This window comes from Enterobacter sp. 01-M-03-SI-ECC (assembly GCF_047530215.1).
Lineage (GTDB): Bacteria > Pseudomonadota > Gammaproteobacteria > Enterobacterales > Enterobacteriaceae > Enterobacter > Enterobacter chengduensis.
The window spans coordinates 22,792-39,419 of sequence record NZ_JBLKDA010000010.1 but is presented as its reverse complement, the minus strand read 5'-3'; the positions used below and the strand labels follow the sequence as shown (position 1 = coordinate 39,419).

At 56.8% G+C, this 16,628-nt stretch carries 13 protein-coding genes; 3 read left to right on the top strand and 10 right to left on the bottom strand.

The features are described 5' to 3' along the window. Nucleotides 1-3: 3 nt before the first annotated feature. The gene (gene aaeA, locus ACMWKK_RS11390; protein ID WP_045329683.1) at nucleotides 4-936 is read right to left on the bottom strand and encodes a p-hydroxybenzoic acid efflux pump subunit AaeA; all 933 of its coding nucleotides are present in this window, start codon (nucleotides 934-936) and stop codon (nucleotides 4-6) included. A 7-nt stretch (nucleotides 937-943) separates the two neighbouring features. Continuing rightward, nucleotides 944-1,147 carry a p-hydroxybenzoic acid efflux pump operon protein AaeX gene (aaeX, locus tag ACMWKK_RS11385; RefSeq protein ID WP_003860416.1) on the bottom strand — a complete coding sequence of 68 codons (204 nt, stop codon included), beginning with the start codon at nucleotides 1,145-1,147 and terminating at the stop codon, nucleotides 944-946. A 179-nt stretch (nucleotides 1,148-1,326) separates the two neighbouring features. Here aaeX and aaeR point away from each other — a divergent pair, with 179 nt between their 5' ends. Then, entirely contained in the window at nucleotides 1,327-2,253 is a 927-nt protein-coding gene (gene aaeR / locus ACMWKK_RS11380; RefSeq protein WP_032642431.1) for an HTH-type transcriptional activator AaeR, read from the top strand. 219 nt (nucleotides 2,254-2,472) lie between these two features. After that, the gene (locus tag ACMWKK_RS11375; protein ID WP_032642433.1) at nucleotides 2,473-3,087 is read left to right on the top strand and encodes a YagU family protein; all 615 of its coding nucleotides are present in this window, start codon (nucleotides 2,473-2,475) and stop codon (nucleotides 3,085-3,087) included. A gap of 47 nt (nucleotides 3,088-3,134) precedes the next feature. Here the strand turns inward: ACMWKK_RS11375 and tldD are convergent, their stop codons facing one another. The 8 genes from tldD to csrD all read right to left on the bottom strand — a co-directional run bounded on the left by tldD (nucleotide 3,135) and on the right by csrD (nucleotide 15,406). Then, a complete protein-coding gene (gene tldD, locus ACMWKK_RS11370; protein WP_047716087.1) occupies nucleotides 3,135-4,580 on the bottom strand; it encodes a metalloprotease TldD in 1,446 nt (481 codons plus the stop codon). A gap of 84 nt (nucleotides 4,581-4,664) precedes the next feature. Then, complete coding sequence (gene yhdP / locus ACMWKK_RS11365; protein ID WP_112780513.1) at nucleotides 4,665-8,468, bottom strand: AsmA2 domain-containing protein YhdP; 3,804 nt, start codon at nucleotides 8,466-8,468, stop codon at nucleotides 4,665-4,667. Between the two features lie 42 nt (nucleotides 8,469-8,510). Next, nucleotides 8,511-9,980, bottom strand: a complete 1,470-nt coding sequence (rng, locus tag ACMWKK_RS11360) for a ribonuclease G (RefSeq protein ID WP_008502847.1) — start codon at nucleotides 9,978-9,980, stop codon at nucleotides 8,511-8,513. After that, nucleotides 9,970-10,563 carry a Maf family protein gene (locus ACMWKK_RS11355; protein WP_112780514.1) on the bottom strand — a complete coding sequence of 198 codons (594 nt, stop codon included), beginning with the start codon at nucleotides 10,561-10,563 and terminating at the stop codon, nucleotides 9,970-9,972. The genes rng and ACMWKK_RS11355 overlap by 11 nt, the downstream gene beginning before the upstream one ends. 9 nt (nucleotides 10,564-10,572) lie before the next feature. Further along, nucleotides 10,573-11,061 carry a rod shape-determining protein MreD gene (gene mreD / locus ACMWKK_RS11350; RefSeq protein WP_045329674.1) on the bottom strand — a complete coding sequence of 163 codons (489 nt, stop codon included), beginning with the start codon at nucleotides 11,059-11,061 and terminating at the stop codon, nucleotides 10,573-10,575. Continuing rightward, nucleotides 11,061-12,077, bottom strand: a complete 1,017-nt coding sequence (gene mreC / locus ACMWKK_RS11345; protein ID WP_023309400.1) for a rod shape-determining protein MreC — start codon at nucleotides 12,075-12,077, stop codon at nucleotides 11,061-11,063. The genes mreD and mreC overlap by 1 nt, the downstream gene beginning before the upstream one ends. A 62-nt stretch (nucleotides 12,078-12,139) precedes the next feature. Further along, complete coding sequence (mreB, locus tag ACMWKK_RS11340; protein ID WP_000913396.1) at nucleotides 12,140-13,183, bottom strand: rod shape-determining protein MreB; 1,044 nt, start codon at nucleotides 13,181-13,183, stop codon at nucleotides 12,140-12,142. A 282-nt stretch (nucleotides 13,184-13,465) separates the two neighbouring features. After that, nucleotides 13,466-15,406 carry an RNase E specificity factor CsrD gene (gene csrD, locus ACMWKK_RS11335; RefSeq protein WP_047723262.1) on the bottom strand — a complete coding sequence of 647 codons (1,941 nt, stop codon included), beginning with the start codon at nucleotides 15,404-15,406 and terminating at the stop codon, nucleotides 13,466-13,468. Between the two features lie 189 nt (nucleotides 15,407-15,595). Here csrD and ACMWKK_RS11330 point away from each other — a divergent pair, with 189 nt between their 5' ends. Further along, on the top strand, nucleotides 15,596-16,570 hold the full coding sequence (locus ACMWKK_RS11330) for an MDR family oxidoreductase (protein ID WP_045329672.1): 975 nt from the start codon (nucleotides 15,596-15,598) through the stop codon (nucleotides 16,568-16,570). Nucleotides 16,571-16,628 lie beyond the last annotated feature (58 nt).

The window sequence follows — 16,628 nt, the reverse complement described above, 5'->3', positions numbered from 1 at the left end:
CGATTAACCAAACTCGCGCAGGCGGTGGGCGATTTTACGGAAGAACGAGTCCTGGCTGGCATCCCTGTCTTTTTCACCGGTAATCACCACCGTCGCCGTGGTCCCCGCAGGCCACAGGTTGCCCTGCTGTTCGTCCAGATGGATACGCACCGGCACCCGCTGGGCCAGACGCACCCACTCCAGGTTGGAATCCACCGTTGCCATCCCTTTGGCATCGTTCGAGCTGCTGGAGTTAGTCACCCCTGCCGCGACGCTGTCGACGGTACCTTTAAAGACGCGGTTGCTGCCCAGCGGCGTAATTTCTGCCCGATAGCCCGGACGTACGCCTTCCAGCTTGGTCTCTTCCATATAGGCGAGCACGTAGAAGGAGTTCTGCTTTACCAGCGCCACGGCGGTTGAACCACGGGTAATGAATTCCCCGGCATAGACGTTCAGGTTGGTCACCCAACCATCCGACGGGGCGCGGATCACGGTGCGCTCCAGATCGAGCTTAGCGAGATCGCGCGTGGCTTGCGCTTTCGCCAGCTGGTGCAGCACGGTTTGCAGCACGTTGTTGGACTGATCGATCTCTTCGCGGGACATGGCCTGAACGCCCAGCTGATTGCGGCGGCCTGCCTCGCGGCGTTTCTCCGAAGCCAGCGCCTGGTAATAGGCCACGTCGGCTTCCGCCTCTTCTAGCGCTTTCTGATAGCGAGGCTGGTCGATGGTGAACAGCACCTGATCTTTCTTCACCAGCTGGTTATCGTGGACGTTGACCGCCGTGATAAGACCGGCCACGTCAGGGGCGATGGCCACCACATCGGCGCTGAAGCGTGCATCACGCGTCCACGGCGATTCGGTGTAATAAACCCAGGCGCGGAAAATAGCGATGAAGGCGAGGATAACCAGCGCCATGGTGATGGCAGTGCGGGAGATTTTTCTTGTTAGCGTTTTCACATCAACCTCAGACAAACATGCGCGATATCAGGTAAAACAGGCAGCAATACAGCGCGGTATTGAACAATGCAGGGTGCCAGACGAAATCGTAGATCCCGGTAGGGACCAGCACCTTGCGCACCAGCCAGAAGATCGCCAGTGATAAAAGAAGCTCGAAAAATATCGGTGGGAACGACAGACCGAACACCACGATAACGGGAAACAGACTCATGTTGACCTTGATAAGAGAGAGTGCAGGCTTCAGAATTTTTTAGCGTGCGCCTTCGCAGGAGGGCAAGAAACGCCGGGCGAGAATGGCGCAGCCGTTATGTAATAAATAATATATTAACGTAACTGTTATGCTGTTATCTATAATATGTGTTCTAAATCACTTTTAAGCCAGAGTGAACAATGGAACGTTTAAAACGCATGTCGGTCTTTGCCAAAGTGGTTGAACTGGGTTCGTTTACCGCCGCGGCACGCCAGCTTCAGATGAGCGTCTCATCCATCAGCCAGACGGTGTCTAAACTGGAAGATGAGCTTCAGGTCAAGCTGCTCAACCGCAGTACCCGCAGCATTGGGCTGACGGAAGCGGGTAAAATTTACTATCAGGGTTGCCGACGCATGATGCACGAAGTGCAGGACGTCCACGAACAGCTCTACGCCTTCAACAACACCCCCATTGGTACGCTGCGCATCGGGTGTTCTTCAACTATGGCACAAAATGTTCTCGCTGCCATGACTGCGGATATGCTGAAGGAGTACCCCGGGCTGACCGTCAATCTGGTGACGGGTATCCCGGCGCCGGATCTGATTGCCGACGGGCTGGATGTGGTGATCCGCGTCGGCGCGCTGCAGGATTCCAGCCTGTTCTCGCGTCGACTGGGGAGCATGCCGATGGTCGTCTGCGCCTCGAAGAGCTATCTGGCGCAGTACGGTGTTCCGGAGAAGCCTGCCGATCTCACCAACCACTCGTGGCTGGAGTACAGCGTGCGGCCCGACAATGAATTTGAGCTGATTGCCCCGGAAGGGATCTCCACCAGGCTGCTGCCGGAAGGGCGGTTTGTCACTAACGATCCGATGACCATTTCGCGCTGGCTGGTGGCCGGGGCCGGGATCGCCTACGTCCCCCTAATGTGGGTGATCAACGAGATTAACAGCGGCGTGCTGGAGATCCTCTTCCCACGCTATCAGTCCGATCCGCGTCCGGTGTACGCCCTGTATACCGAAAAAGACAAACTCCCTCTCAAGGTACAGGTGTGTATTAACTATCTGACCGAGTATTTTGTGGACGTGGCGGAGCTGTTTCAGGGCATGCGCGGAAGAAGAAAGGAATAATCGATTTATCCGTGAAAGTATATGAGCGATGAATATTTCCAGGATGAATCACATCCGCATTCTGGAATATTCCCTCGTTACTATCAGGAATAGCTAATTGACACTCCTGCCGCCCGCCCATTACTTTATATGCAGTCTGTTCATCAGGCTGTTATTAATTTGTTACTGATATGAATAATAAAATGTATTCCGCAGGATGACGTTAAACAAGGAAAAGAAATGAATCTCTTTGAACAAACACCGCCTTCACGCAGGCGCTATGGGCTCGCCGCGTTCATCGGTTTAATTGCAGGTATTGTCTCCGCCTTTGTCAAATGGGGAGCCGAAGTGCCGCTTCCGCCCCGCAGCCCCACCGATTTATTCACCGGCGCATGTGGACCTGAGCAATTAATAAGGGCCGCAAGCCAGATTGACTGCTCACGTAATTTTTTAAACCCTCCCTATGTATTTTTACGCGACTGGCTGGGCGTTGTTGACCCTAACGCGGCAGTTTATACATTTGCCGGACATATATTTAACTGGGTCGGCGTGACGCATATTATTTTCTCAATCGTCTTCGCCGTAGGCTATTGTGTAGTGGCAGAAGTCTTCCCGAAAATTAAACTCTGGCAGGGTTTGCTGGCGGGTGCGTTAGCTCAGCTTTTTGTGCATATGATCTCCTTCCCGCTGATGGGGCTGACGCCACCGCTGTTCGAGCTGCCGTGGTATGAACACGTGTCAGAGATCGTGGGCCATCTGGTCTGGTTCTGGTCGATCGAAATCATTCGTCGTGACTTGCGTAACCGCATCACTCACGAGCCGGATCCGGAGATACCGCTGGGTAACTTACGTTAAAAAAAAGGCGCTACATCGGTAGCGCCATTTTTTTATGCGTGGTCAGGTCAGGCGGTACCGCCCACCGTCAGGTTGTCCACCTTCAGCGTTGGCTGGCCCACGCCCACCGGCAGGCTCTGGCCCTCTTTGCCGCAGACGCCTACGCCGTTATCCAGCTTGAGATCGTTGCCGACCATCGAGATCTGCTGCATGGCTTCAATACCGGAGCCAATCAGGGTTGCACCTTTCACCGCTTTGGTCACTTTACCTTTCTCGATCAGATACGCTTCTGACGTGGAGAAAACAAACTTACCGGAGGTGATGTCCACCTGGCCGCCGCCAAAGTTAGGCGCAAAGATACCGTAATCAACGGATTCGATAATTTCCTGCGGCGTAGATTTTCCCGGCAGCATGTAAGTATTGGTCATGCGCGGCATCGGCAGGTGTGCGTAAGATTCACGGCGGCCGTTGCCCGTCGGCGCAACGCCCATCAGGCGCGCGTTGAGTTTGTCCTGCATGTAGCCTTTCAGCACGCCGTTTTCGATCAGCACATTGTACTGGCCCGGAGTGCCTTCATCGTCGATAGCCACCGAGCCGCGACGATCGCGCATGGTGCCGTCATCCACTACGGTGCACAGCTCAGAGGAGACGAGCTGTCCGATCTGACCGCTGAACACGGACGTTCCGCGACGGTTAAAGTCGCCTTCCAGACCGTGACCCACCGCCTCATGCAGCAGTACGCCCGGCCAGCCGGCGCCCAGCACCACAGGGAATGACCCCGCCGGCGCCGCGACGGCATTCAGATTCACCAGCGCCATGCGAACGGCTTCTTTTGCCCACGCGTCAGCGCGCGCTTCACCGTCGACATCGGCCAGGAACCAGTCATAGCCGAAACGACCGCCGCCGCCGCTTGAGCCGCGCTCGCGCTTGCCGTCGTCATCGACCTGCACGCTAATGGAGAGACGCACCAGCGGGCGGACATCCGCCGCGAGGGTACCGTCCGTTGCGGCCACCAGAATCAACTCATACACGCCGCTCAGGCTGGCAGAGACTTCCTGCACGCGTTTATCCGCAGCGCGGGCGACCTTGTCCACGCGGCGCAGGATGTCCAGCTTCTCTTCACGGCTCATGCTCTGGAGCGGATCGATGCTGGTATAGAGCGCAGAGTGCTGCACTTCTCCCAGGGTTTTCACACGACCGTCACCGGTATCGCGCACGATGGTGCGCGCGGCCTGCGCGCTCTGCTCAAGTGCGGCAAGGCTAATCTGGTCGGCATAGGCAAAACCGGTTTTTTCCCCGCTGACGGCACGGACGCCGACGCCCTGGTCGATGTTGTAAGAGCCATCTTTAATGATGCTGTCTTCTAAAACCCAGGATTCGTGATAGCTCGACTGGAAATAGAGATCGCCGTAGTCGAGACGGCGTTCGGTCAGTTGACCAAGAATGGAGAACAGGTCCTGATGGCTCAGGCCGTTCGCTGCGAGCAAATGTTCACTTACCAGGTTCAGACTCATCGTATTGCTACTCGTTCGTTGCCGCCCGTGGCGGTAAAAAGATCGTATTTATTGAGAGTGAGGCAATTACCTGCCCACGTCAAATCATTGCTGTGCATCTTTGCGCGGCTGGCGCAGCACCTCGTTAATCTGCGGTTTATCGACCGGACCGGTAATACGGTAGCGCAGAATGGAGACCTTGCTCCACAGTGGCCCCAGCACCTTGCTGGCGGCAAATACCGCCGCACCGACAATCGGGTTCACCACAAAGGCCGCCGCAACGCCCACGCTCGCGGAAATTTCCGGCGCCACGACGGCTTCCATATCCAGCTCGCGGCGCACGAGGTTAACGGAGCCTTTCATGGCGATATCCGCCTCCAGGCCGTCCACCAGCGTGTCATCGGTATGCAGAACGCCATCTTTGATCCAGGCAGTGCTGCGGATGGAATCGTAGTAGAAACCTTCGCTGAAGGTATCGCTGAAGTCGAAACGCAGCTTGCGCAGCAGCGCATCAAAACTCAGCAGGCGCAGGATCTGTCCGGCGCGCCCCGTGCTCACGTCGGCGATTTCACCTTTGCCGAAGCGGGTTTTCAGAATGCCGTTCAGCGAGGCTTCATCAGGCCTCCACGGGGCATCACGCCAGTGAAGATCGTAATCGACGTCAAATGACGAGCCGCGCAGCGGCGTGGTGATGCCAAAGAAATTGGCTGCCGCATCCAGCTTGTTGCCTTTAATATCGCCCTTCAGGGACGTTCGCTGCTCGCCCGGCTTATTGACCCATTCCCCGGCGGCCGTCATGCGGCCAAAACCGGTATCAACCAGGCCGCCGGAAAGCGTAAGCGTGTTTGCCCGGATAGCGAAATCACCGTCGATACGACCGTATTTTTGCCCCCACAGCCAGCACTCCGCGCAGCGCAGCTGGAGATCGGGCCAGCCGCTAAAATCGATGCGGGAGGTTTGACCCAGCGGTGACGTGGCTGCCGGTTTGTCTTTTCCGCTCGCGGCGCTTGCCGGATTGTAGTAGAGGTAGCGGATTGCCGCCTGCCACGGCGCGCGATCGCGCATGGTCAGCGTACCGTTGATCTCTCTGCCCTGGGCCTCCACCTTCGTGCCGTTAACGACAGGCTGCGAAACAATACTCAGGTTGTTCCACTGCTGTCCGCCCAGCATCAGCGACGGAGTGCGTACGGTAATGGTTTGCGGGAACTGAGCGGTTTGATCGACATTTTGCCCAACGCCTTTCTGGAACAACGCCAGCCACTCTGCACCGTCCATCGGCGGGAGATTCAGCTCAATGCCCGCCTGCTCCGGCAGCGGCGGCGTGGAGCGGCTATCCGTTGTCCAGATGGCTTTGTCGAGAGTGAGCTTTTTGTTAAGCAGCCAGCGGCTGTTGAAGTGGTTTGTCCCGCCCGCGCTTCCGGTCAGCGCGAAGCTGTTCAGATTGCCATCGACGTTAAGCTTGACCGGCAGCGGCTGCCCGGCCTGTTTATCCAGCGGCGCAGGAAGCTGACTGCGAAGGTTTTTCAGATCGCCGGTGATGTCGACCTTGTACTGGGCACCCGCGTGATAAGGCAGATCGATGGCCACTTTCCCCTGCCAGGCGACCGCGCCGGCTACTGACGCCTCAAGCGGCTTCGGCAGGACATCCATTCGCGCTGGCTGCCAGTTACCGTCCAGATTGACGGCCACCTGATAGGCCTTTTCACCCTCGGTGGTGGTGAAGTCAATATTCACCGGCTGGTTAAACCAGCTGGCGGTCAGCGGCTCGCTCCTGAGGTTACCGTTCACAAAGCTAAACTGCCCGCTGAGGTTTTTCAGGGTGCTCTCAAGGGGTTTGATGTACAGGCTGTTGTTCTTCAGACGAACGTCACCTTTGGCGGTGGTCATCTCTCCGTCCAGCGGGATATCAAGATGTAAGCGAGCATTCACATCGCCATCAAGCTGGAGCTGCTGAAGCGTGGCGGCCAGCGACTCTTTCAGGGGGGTGTCCTCAAAGTACGGTCCTACCGCCTTGCCGGGACCGCTGATGTCGGCGTCAATCAGCAGCTTCTCTTTTGAGTAGTCCGGAATGTTGGCCGTCAGGTTGCTGGCCGTTACGCCGCCCAGCGCCACGCTGTCGGACTTCATCCACAGCCCGTCATTGAGGAAGTTAAGCTCGATATCCAGGTTTTCCAGCGCGGGCCAGCCCGGCTGGAACGCGAAGGTGGCGTTGTGCAGCGGCACCAGGACCTGGAACTGGCCTTCATTATGTTTGTACGGAAAAAGATGCGGATTACCGCCGTAGACCAGCGTGGCGTTGTCCGCCTGCCCGCCCTGAATCGCACCGCTCAGATAGTCTACCAGCGCTTTGCCCATCAGGTTTTCCGGGAAATAGCGCCAGGCCTGAGAGCCGTCATCGGTACTGATCCCGGCCAGAATCCCCAGCCACGGTTCATCACCATCAGGCTGCAGATAGCGGAAGTCGCCGCGCGCGTGCACCGCTTTGGCTTTCACATCGATATGGCGGCCATCAAGCTGGAAACCCTTATCGTTGCGAAGCCAGTTCAGTACCGCGTTGCCCTGTTCGATTTCCAGCGGCGCGCGGAAGACCGTCTCGTAAGGCATTTTGGCATTGTGCATATCTACCGTCAGCCTGCCGTTTTCCACGCTGCCTTCCAGCTTGCCGCTAAAGTGCTCCGCCCCCGGCAGCAGCTTCCACTGCTTCCAGGCAAGATCTTTCCACGTTGCCTGGAAGCGGGTTTTTTCCGTCGCCTGCAGCGGGATATCCAGCGCCAGAGCGTCTATCTGCCCGCTCGGCTGCGTTGCCAGCCAGATTTCGCCGAGGTCCGGGGAAATCTTTGCCGCCATCGAGCGCAGCCCTTCAATGGCAGCTAAATCGAGATTGCTGGCGCGGATGCGCAGCTCGTCGCTGCGTTTACTGCCCTTGCCGCCCACGTCCTGCTCCGGCATCCAGGCCAGCGTCAGCGCACCGCGCGGCCACGGCTTGCCGTCCATGGTGATGCGCGTATCCGGAATGGCAAACTGCCAGCCCTCTTTTTCCTGCGTTACGTGTGCGGTGAGGTTATCGACGGAAAGCTGATGCTGCTGTTTTTCGCCTTTCCAGCTTGCGCCCCCCTGTTTGAGCCAGATATCGCCGCTGGCAAATTCACCTTTCGTCAGGGTCAGCCAGCCTTCAAGGCTGAAGCGGGCCGTTTCCAGCTGCATATTCTGCTGGATCCAGTCGCCCAGCCACGGCTTCACGTCGACGTCGTCGGCCTGCAGCCAGACTTTGCCGTTGTTTAACAGGCCGTCATCGTCCCGCAGATCCATGCGCACCTGCATCACGCCATGCTGGCCGTTCAGGCTGGAGAGGCTCACCTGTCCTTCAGCGCGGTGTCGATTTTTGCCGTTGAGCCAGGTTAGCTGCGGGATCGCGAGTTCGGCGCGCTGGCCGGAAAGCGTAATAAAGCTCACCTCACTGTCGCGCAGATCGAAATGATCGAACTGGCGGAGGAAGAGATCGCTGAAATGGTTAGCTTCCAGTTCCTGACTATTATCACCGCCGGAGATTGGCGTATTGGTCAGAAACTGGAGCTGGTAAAAGGTGAGATCGCGGAACTGCCAGCGAAAATGCAGCAGGCTTTGCCAGACGTCCAGCGCCAGGGTCACGCGTTTGATGTTGAGGTGGCCACCGTCTTTCAGGCTGGCGTTGATGTCGCGGACATCGAGCGTCGGGCCAAAATTCTGCCAGCTAGCGCTAATCTGGCTGACGTTGACCGGCACGCCGGTAGTGGATTCGATTTTCGCCAGCAGCTGCGGACGCCAGCTGTCCAGATGCGGCAATACGAGGCGTAGCCCGCTCACGAGCAACGCGACAATCACGACCAGCGTTGCCCCTGTAAGCAATAAAATCCCCGGCAATCGCCTCACGCATCTCTCCTTGTCAGCTTTCGTCACGCAGCGTACTGCGTTTTACATCATCACGACGTCAAACTGCTCCTGGTTATAGAGCGGTTCAATTTGTACTTTTACCTGTTTGCCGACAAAGATTTCCACTTCCGCCAGCGCGTGTGACTCTTCGCCTTTCAGCGCTTCAGCCACCGCAGGGGAAGCATAGACCAGAAAACGATCGGAGTCGTAGGCGTGATGAACACGGACGATTTCTCGCATAATTTCGTAGCAGACGGTCTCAACCGTCTTTACCGTTCCGCGTCCATGGCAGGTTGGGCATTCATTACACAGCACATGCTCAACGCTTTCACGGGTACGCTTACGCGTCATTTCCACCAGCCCCAGCTGTGAGAAGCCGTTGATGCTGGTTTTCACGCGGTCTTTACTCAGCGCCTGCTCCAGAGAATGTAGCACCCGGCGGCGGTGGTCTTCATTACTCATATCGATAAAGTCGATGATGATAATGCCGCCCAGATTGCGCAGACGCAGCTGGCGCGCAATCGCCTGCGTGGCTTCGATGTTGGTGTTGAAGATGGTGTCATCCAGGTTGCGATGGCCGACAAACGCGCCGGTGTTAATGTCGACCGTGGTCATCGCTTCGGTCTGGTCGATGATCAGATACCCGCCTGACTTCAGTTCGACCTTACGCTCAAGGGCGCGCTGGATCTCGTTTTCGACATCATAGAGATCGAAGATCGGCTGACGCCCGGTGTAATGCTCCAGCAGGCCCGGCATTTCCGGAATGTATTCAGCGGTAAACTCCAGCAGGGCCTCATACGTCAGGCGAGAGTCCACGCGAATGCGGTCGAGCTGCGCATCGGCAAAGTCGCGCAGAACGCGCTGCGCCAGCGCCAGCTCACCGTAAAGCTGGTAGCGGGTCTGGTTGCGTTTTTTACGCTCCATCACTTTGGTCCAGACGCGCTTCAGGTAAGCCGCATCCGAGGCCAGATCTTCTTCGCTAATCCCTTCCGCCGCGGTGCGGATGATAAACCCGCCCTGCTCATCGCAGTAGGCGCTGACCACTTTTTTCAGACGCTCGCGCTCGCTTTCGCTCTCAATACGCTGTGAAACGCCCACGTGCGACGCGCCCGGCATAAAGACCAGATAGCGGGAAGGTAAGGTGATGTCGGTGGTCAGACGGGCGCCTTTGGTACCGAGGGGATCTTTCACCACCTGTACCATCAGATCCTGTCCCTGACGCACCAGCTCGGAAATATCGCGCACGGCAAACTGCTTTTGCTCTTCGCCCGCGACGCACTCGGTGTGCGGCATGATATCGGAGGCATGTAAAAACGCCGCCTTATCGAGTCCAATATCTACAAAAGCCGCCTGCATACCCGGTAGTACACGACTGACACGACCTTTGTAGATATTGCCTACTATTCCGCGCCGCGCTTCACGCTCAATATGAATTTCCTGAAGAATGCCACCATCAATATAGGCCACACGGGTTTCCGATGGCGTTACGTTTACCAACAATTCAGCCGTCATAATTATCCCTTCCCTCACGCAGTGAGTTAAAATTGCTCAGCAACTCATACGTTTCCACCAGCGGTAAGCCGACTACGGCGTGATAGCTGCCATGAATCTTCCTGACAAAACAGCCACCCAGCCCCTGAATACCGTATGCACCTGCTTTATCCATCGGTTCACCGCTGGCAATATACGCGGCGATGTCGTCGTCGGTAAGCACTCTGAACGTCACTTCTGTCACCACCAGGCAATCCAGCACGTGCTGGCTGTCAGCCAGCGCGACGGCGGTCATCACCTGATGCGTTTGTCCGGACATTTTGCGCAGCATGCGCGCCGCATCATCGGCGTCGCGCGGTTTCTCCAGCACTTCACCGTTAAGAATAACGATGGTATCTGCTCCCAGCACGGGAAGATCGCGTGGCACACTGGCCACGCCCGCCTTCGCTTTTTCGCGCGCCAGACGTGACACGTACTGTTGAGCACTTTCACCCTCAGCACGTTTTTCTTCAATGCCGGTCACGATGCGTTCAAAAGAGACCCCGAGCTGCGTCAGGAGTTCCTGACGGCGCGGAGAGCCGGAAGCGAGATACAAAGACGTCATAGAAACCTTTTATTGCACAGCAAACTGCTGGCGAACCTTACGCATCAGCAGGAACAGCCATGGCCAGAGCACACCGTTTACTACACTACTCCAGAACACTTCCGGTCGGAAAGAGACGTTGATCACTAAAAACTCTGCCCAGAAAACAACGATATCCGCAGCAAGCGACAACAGCATCACCACCAGGGCCTGTTGCCAGAGCGCGAGGTTGCGAAAGAGCTGGAATTTGAGTGCGACGAGGTACGCAATAATACTCATGGACAAGGCGCGTACGCCAAGCGTAGAGCCACTGATGAGATCCAGTATGGCACCCATCACAAAACCTGTGCCGACATTTACGCGATGCGGCAGGGCAAGGATCCAGTAGAGCAAAATGAGCAATACCCAGTTTGGCCGGAAAACAAGAATGTTATCCGGCCAGGGCATCACTTGAAGTAACAGCGCGATGAGAAACGAGAGCCAGATGACCCAGCGTCCCTGGCTACGATAGCTTGCCACTACTGCCCTCCCGAAGAGAGTTTAGGCGGTGGCGGCGCATCCGGCAGCGGCTGCGTTAACCCTGTTGCCGGCGCCGGAACTGGCGCAGGTGGCCCCATGGAATCCGCTGGCGGGAGAACCTGCGGCATCATCTGCATCAGGCGCTCATTCGCCACACGATGCACCTCTTCAGGCGTCATCGGGTTAGCACCGTTACGATCGGCGCCCCACAGCAGCAGCAGATAGCGCAAACGCTGTAAACCGGCGGTTGGACGCGCCTGAATCACGGTATAGGCACGCTGCGTATCCAGCTTCACCGAAGAGACCACCGCAACCGGATAGCCTTCAGGGAAGCGGCCACCCAGACCGGAGGTCACCAGCACGTCACCCACGCGGATATCCGTGTTTGCCGGCAGGTGTTCCAGCTGCAGGTCGTCCGTACAGCCGTTTCCGGCCGCAATCACGCGGATGTCGTTGCGCAGAACCTGGATCGGCAGCGCATGCGTGGCATCGCAAATCAGCAGCACGCGGCTGGTCAGTTTAGCCACGGCGACAACCTGGCCCACAACGCCTTTATCACTGATAACAGGCTGACCTTCATACACGCCGTTCACGCTCCCTTTGTCGATCACAACCTGATCGCTGTAGGGGTCGTTCACGGTCGAGATCACCTGAGTGACCATTTTCTGCTCATCCTGACGCAGCGGCGAGCCGAGCAGTTCGCGCAGACGCGCGTTTTCCTGCTTGTATTGCCCCAGCATCAGCAGTTCACTGTTTTTCAGCAACAGTTCCTGACGTAATGCCCGGTTTTCGAGTTCGAGTTGGTCGCGCGAAGACAGCGTTTGAGAAACGGAGTCGAGCAGTTCACGGGGACCATTTGAAACAAAGTAGAAAGGACTGACGGCGGTATCCATGTACGTTCTGATTTGGCTGAACGTACCGAGGCGGCTATCGGCAATAATGACCCCAAGCGCAACCAGAACCGCCAGAATGAGGCGAAACTGTAGCGATGGGCCACGGCTAAAAATTGGCTTCATAGGCTATGCGTATTCTCGCGTCAGAGAGAAAGGGTAGCAAATTGCTACCCTCTCAAACTCGACTACTCTTCGCTGAACAAATCGCCGCCGTGCATGTCGATCATTTCCAGCGCCTTGCCACCACCACGGGCGACGCAAGTCAGTGGATCTTCTGCAACTACGACAGGAATACCTGTCTCTTCCATTAACAGGCGGTCGAGGTTACGCAGCAGCGCACCACCACCGGTCAGAACCATACCGCGCTCGGAGATATCGGACGCCAGCTCCGGCGGACACTGTTCCAGCGCAACCATTACCGCGCTCACGATGCCCGTCAGCGGTTCCTGCAGTGCTTCCAGAATTTCGTTAGAGTTCAGGGTGAAACCGCGTGGTACACCTTCAGCCAGGTTACGGCCGCGCACTTCGATCTCACGCACTTCATCGCCCGGATACGCAGAGCCGATTTCGTGTTTGATACGCTCTGCGGTGGCTTCACCGATCAGAGAGCCGTAGTTACGGCGCACATAATTAATGATGGCTTCGTCGAAGCGGTCACCGCCGATACGTACGGAAGAGGAGTACACCACGCCGTTCAGAGAGATAACGGCCACTTCAGTGGTACCACCACCGATGTCCACCACCATAGAACCGGTTGCTTCAGACACTGGCAGACCCGCACCGATGGCTGCAGCCATTGGTTCTTCAATCAGGAACACTTCACGTGCCCCTGCACCCTGGGCAGATTCACGGATAGCGCGACGTTCTACCTGGGTTGCGCCAACCGGCACACATACCAGAACACGCGGGCTTGGACGCATGAAGCTGTTGCTGTGAACCTGCTTGATGAAGTGCTGAAGCATTTTTTCAGTCACGAAGAAGTCGGCGATAACGCCGTCTTTCATTGGGCGAATAGCGGCGATGTTGCCAGGGGTACGACCCAGCATCTGCTTCGCGTCATGACCCACTGCGGCCACGCTTTTCGGCGAGCCTGCACGATCCTGACGAATGGCCACAACGGAAGGCTCATTCAATACGATGCCTTGTCCTTTTACGTAAATAAGGGTATTCGCGGTACCCAGGTCAATGGACAGGTCATTGGAAAACATGCCACGAAATTTTTTCAACATACTAAGGGATAATCCTGAAAGCTGGGGCGGAAAACAAAATCCGCTTACTTTACCAACCACACGCAGCAGCGACAAGGCGCAAAAATCATCTGCAACGGTGAAAATTTGTGCAGTACGTTTCCTGATGTTACAAAATCATCCCCTGACTCCCTCAGGGCTGAGTAAACAGTAGCGTTCCCCACTGACGTTTGTAACCCGTTAAAGGTCGTTCACTGGCTTTTTGCTCGACATACTCAAAGCTACAGGCGCGATATTCTACGTGAAAACAGCGTAAACGGCAGGTCAAACAGAGTATCTTTGCAAATATTTTTTCACGTTGGTGTCAAGCGGCTGAGAGGCAGCAAAAAAATCCCCCTGACCACCCATGACGCCGCGCTCTGTTAACATCTGCCATTCGGCTCTGGACCGCACGCCCGTAGCAAATACTTGTGTTCGCGTTCCCTTGCAGGCTTCTACCAGACTCTGCACCAGCAGCTGGTTTTCCGTACGCTTCTCAATATTCCTTACCAGCCCTGGATGGAGCTTTAATAACTCGACATCCAGCTCCTTGATCCAGTCGGTACTGACCAGCGTTAAGCCTGCCTGCGTCACCGCAACACGCGCGCCCAGCGCGTTGATCAAACGTACCACCGGACGTAACCGGCTGATGTGTTGACCTACATCAGCCTCAGCAAGTTCAAAAATAATGTGTTTGCGTTGCGATTTTTCGCACTGCATTAATGTATCACGTAACCAGCGCTGGAAACGGGGACGTATTAACGACTCCACGGTCACCTGTAACGCGAGGTTTTCTTCCGGCCAGAAGGATAAAAACGGCATCAGGCGGGTAATTTGCTGGCGGTCATACTCTTCGGACAGGCCAAATTGCAGCACCATCGGCAGATATTCCGCCGAGATCACCTCTTCCGTCCCGTCAAAAATACGACACATCAGTTCACGATGATGCACGTTGCCGTTTTTCATGACCGCGGGTTTTTGATAGATACGTGGCCCGCCGCGGCTCAGCATTTGCTCAATCAACGTACGCCAGCGCACGTTGCCGCGCCCTTTTTCCGGCAGCGAGTCATCGTAAACCGCCCATCCGTTGGCCCCCTGCAACACCGCGTTGCGGGTGGCGGCTTCCGCATGCTCCATCACCTGTTCTGTCGATTGCCCACCGCGCCAGGCGCAGATCCCCATGTGGACCATATCGTCCCTGTCGAGCATTTTGCTTTGCGGCAGCGCATCCACCGCCTTCAGCAGCTGGCTGGCGATGCTTTCCGACTCCTTCAGCGTGCGGTGCGGCAACAGCACGGCAAAGTCGCTGCGGTGATAGCGGGCCAGCAGCGCGCCCGGGTAGCGCATAATAAAGGTGGAGAGCAGGTTGATCAGCGTAAAGAGATTTTCTTCCGCAACCCGCTGTCCCCAGGTGTCGCGCAGGAGATCGAAATCGGGCAGGCGAATCATCATCACGACCCCGTGCGTCCCCACTTTTTCTGAATCGTCGAGCAGCGTGGCGAGCTGATTATCAAAGAAAAGGCGGTTATTAAGGCCGGTTTTATTATCCTGCGCCGCATAAGAGCGGATCAGCGTATCCATACGGCTGCGCTGGTCGCTGGCAAACTGGATTTCGGAGAGCAGGGTATCCAGCGCGCTGCTGGCGCGTGCCGGCCACTCGTGAACAGAGCCGCGCACCTGCGGGCCTCGTTCGCCGTTCAGGATCCTTACGGAGCGCATCTCCAGGAGTTCCTGGCCGGAGAGCTGGCGGCGCAGCCAGCGGACCGCGAGAAAAATCAGCAGGACGATAAACGCAACGGCGACGGTGAGCGGCGCGGTGGTCATCATGGAACGGAAATAGCTGGCCATCGGATCGAGGTAGACCATGCGTATGGTCATCCCCGGATTTTTAAGGGAGTGCACCGTCACTTCCCGGTACTGGCTCACTACGCCCGCAGGATGGTAGCTTCCCGAGCGTTCGTGGCTCAACACACGATGCGTTCCCTGCTGAATGTCGATCTGAACAATATCAACAGGTACCATCAACTCATCAAGCTCGCGAGTAAGCGCCGGTAGCGGCGTTGTCAGCAGGCGCGTATCAATCACCGATGCAACAGACTGTACCCGATTGACCAGCTTGTCCTGAATGGCGTTGTAAAAGCTCAAAGAACAGCCCAGAAGGGTGACAAAAATGGTAAGCCCCGTCAGCAAGGTGATAAAAGCTGAGAACTTCGTCGTTAATCGCATCCTTGAGATTACTCCGTGGGTTGATGGGGTAGCGAGTAAGCGCTAACTTGCATTTCAAATGCGGCATACTACCAAATCGGGCGTATCTGGCAATTTATTGCGTTAAATCGGCACTGCGTTTCCCTGAGCGAGTATAGTCTTCACAAATTATTTTCCAATCATCTGAGTCGAGAGGACAGAGGACCCCGTATGCAGGCTTTGATCTTAGAACAGCAGGACGGCAAAACGCTTGCCTCGGTGCAGGCGGTAGAAGAGCATCGCCTGCCGGAAGGCGACGTCACCGTCGACATCGACTGGTCCAGTTTAAATTATAAAGATGCGCTGGCGATTACCGGTAAGGGTAAAATCATCCGAAATTTCCCTATGGTGCCGGGAATTGACTTCGCGGGCCGGGTTCATACCAGCGAGGATCCGCGCTTCCATCCGGGCCAGCAGGTGCTGCTCACCGGCTGGGGCGTAGGTGAAAATCACTGGGGCGGGCTGGCCACACAGGCGCGCGTGAAGGGCGACTGGCTGGTACCGATGCCGAAAGGCATGGATGGCCGCAAGGCGATGATCGTCGGCACCGCGGGCTTTACCGCCATGCTGTGCGTGATGGCGCTGGAAGAGGCGGGCATCCGCCCTGAGTCGGGGGAAATTGTCGTCACCGGCGCCAGCGGCGGCGTGGGCAGCACGGCGGTCACGCTGCTGCACAAGCTGGGCTATCAGGTCGCGGCGGTGACCGGCCGTGAAAGTACCCACGACTACCTGCGCCAGCTCGGTGCCAGCCGCATTCTTGGCCGCGACGAATTCGCGGAAACCCGTCCGCTGGAAAAACAGGTCTGGGCCGGGGCGGTGGATACCGTTGGAGACAAGGTGCTGGCAAAAGTGCTGGCGCAGATGAACTACGGCGGCTGCGTGGCGGCCTGCGGGCTGGCGGGCGGATTTGCCCTGCCAACCACCGTGATGCCCTTTATTCTGCGTAACGTCCGCCTGCAGGGCGTGGATTCCGTGATGACACCTGCGGCGCGTCGAACAGAGGCATGGGAACGTCTGGTACGCGACCTGCCAGAATCGTTCTACACTCAGAGCGCCACGGAGATAACCCTTAGCCAGGCGCCGGACTATGCCAGTAAGATCATGGACAACCAGTTCCACGGTCGCGCGCTGGTGAAAATCGCCTAATCTTCAAATTTTCGTGACATATTCGCGCGAATCCCACTCCTCCGTCATGCTTAGGAAA

Coding starts and splice junctions, on each gene's coding strand:
- aaeX (WP_003860416.1), bottom strand. CDS start 1,147: ATGAGTCTGTTTCCCGTTATCGTGGTGTTCGGTCTGTCGTTCCCACCG.
- aaeR (WP_032642431.1), top strand. CDS start 1,327: ATGGAACGTTTAAAACGCATGTCGGTCTTTGCCAAAGTGGTTGAACTG.
- ACMWKK_RS11375 (WP_032642433.1), top strand. CDS start 2,473: ATGAATCTCTTTGAACAAACACCGCCTTCACGCAGGCGCTATGGGCTC.
- tldD (WP_047716087.1), bottom strand. CDS start 4,580: ATGAGTCTGAACCTGGTAAGTGAACATTTGCTCGCAGCGAACGGCCTG.
- rng (WP_008502847.1), bottom strand. CDS start 9,980: ATGACGGCTGAATTGTTGGTAAACGTAACGCCATCGGAAACCCGTGTG.
- ACMWKK_RS11355 (WP_112780514.1), bottom strand. CDS start 10,563: ATGACGTCTTTGTATCTCGCTTCCGGCTCTCCGCGCCGTCAGGAACTC.
- mreC (WP_023309400.1), bottom strand. CDS start 12,077: ATGAAGCCAATTTTTAGCCGTGGCCCATCGCTACAGTTTCGCCTCATT.
- mreB (WP_000913396.1), bottom strand. CDS start 13,183: ATGTTGAAAAAATTTCGTGGCATGTTTTCCAATGACCTGTCCATTGAC.
- csrD (WP_047723262.1), bottom strand. CDS start 15,406: ATGCGATTAACGACGAAGTTCTCAGCTTTTATCACCTTGCTGACGGGG.
- ACMWKK_RS11330 (WP_045329672.1), top strand. CDS start 15,596: ATGCAGGCTTTGATCTTAGAACAGCAGGACGGCAAAACGCTTGCCTCG.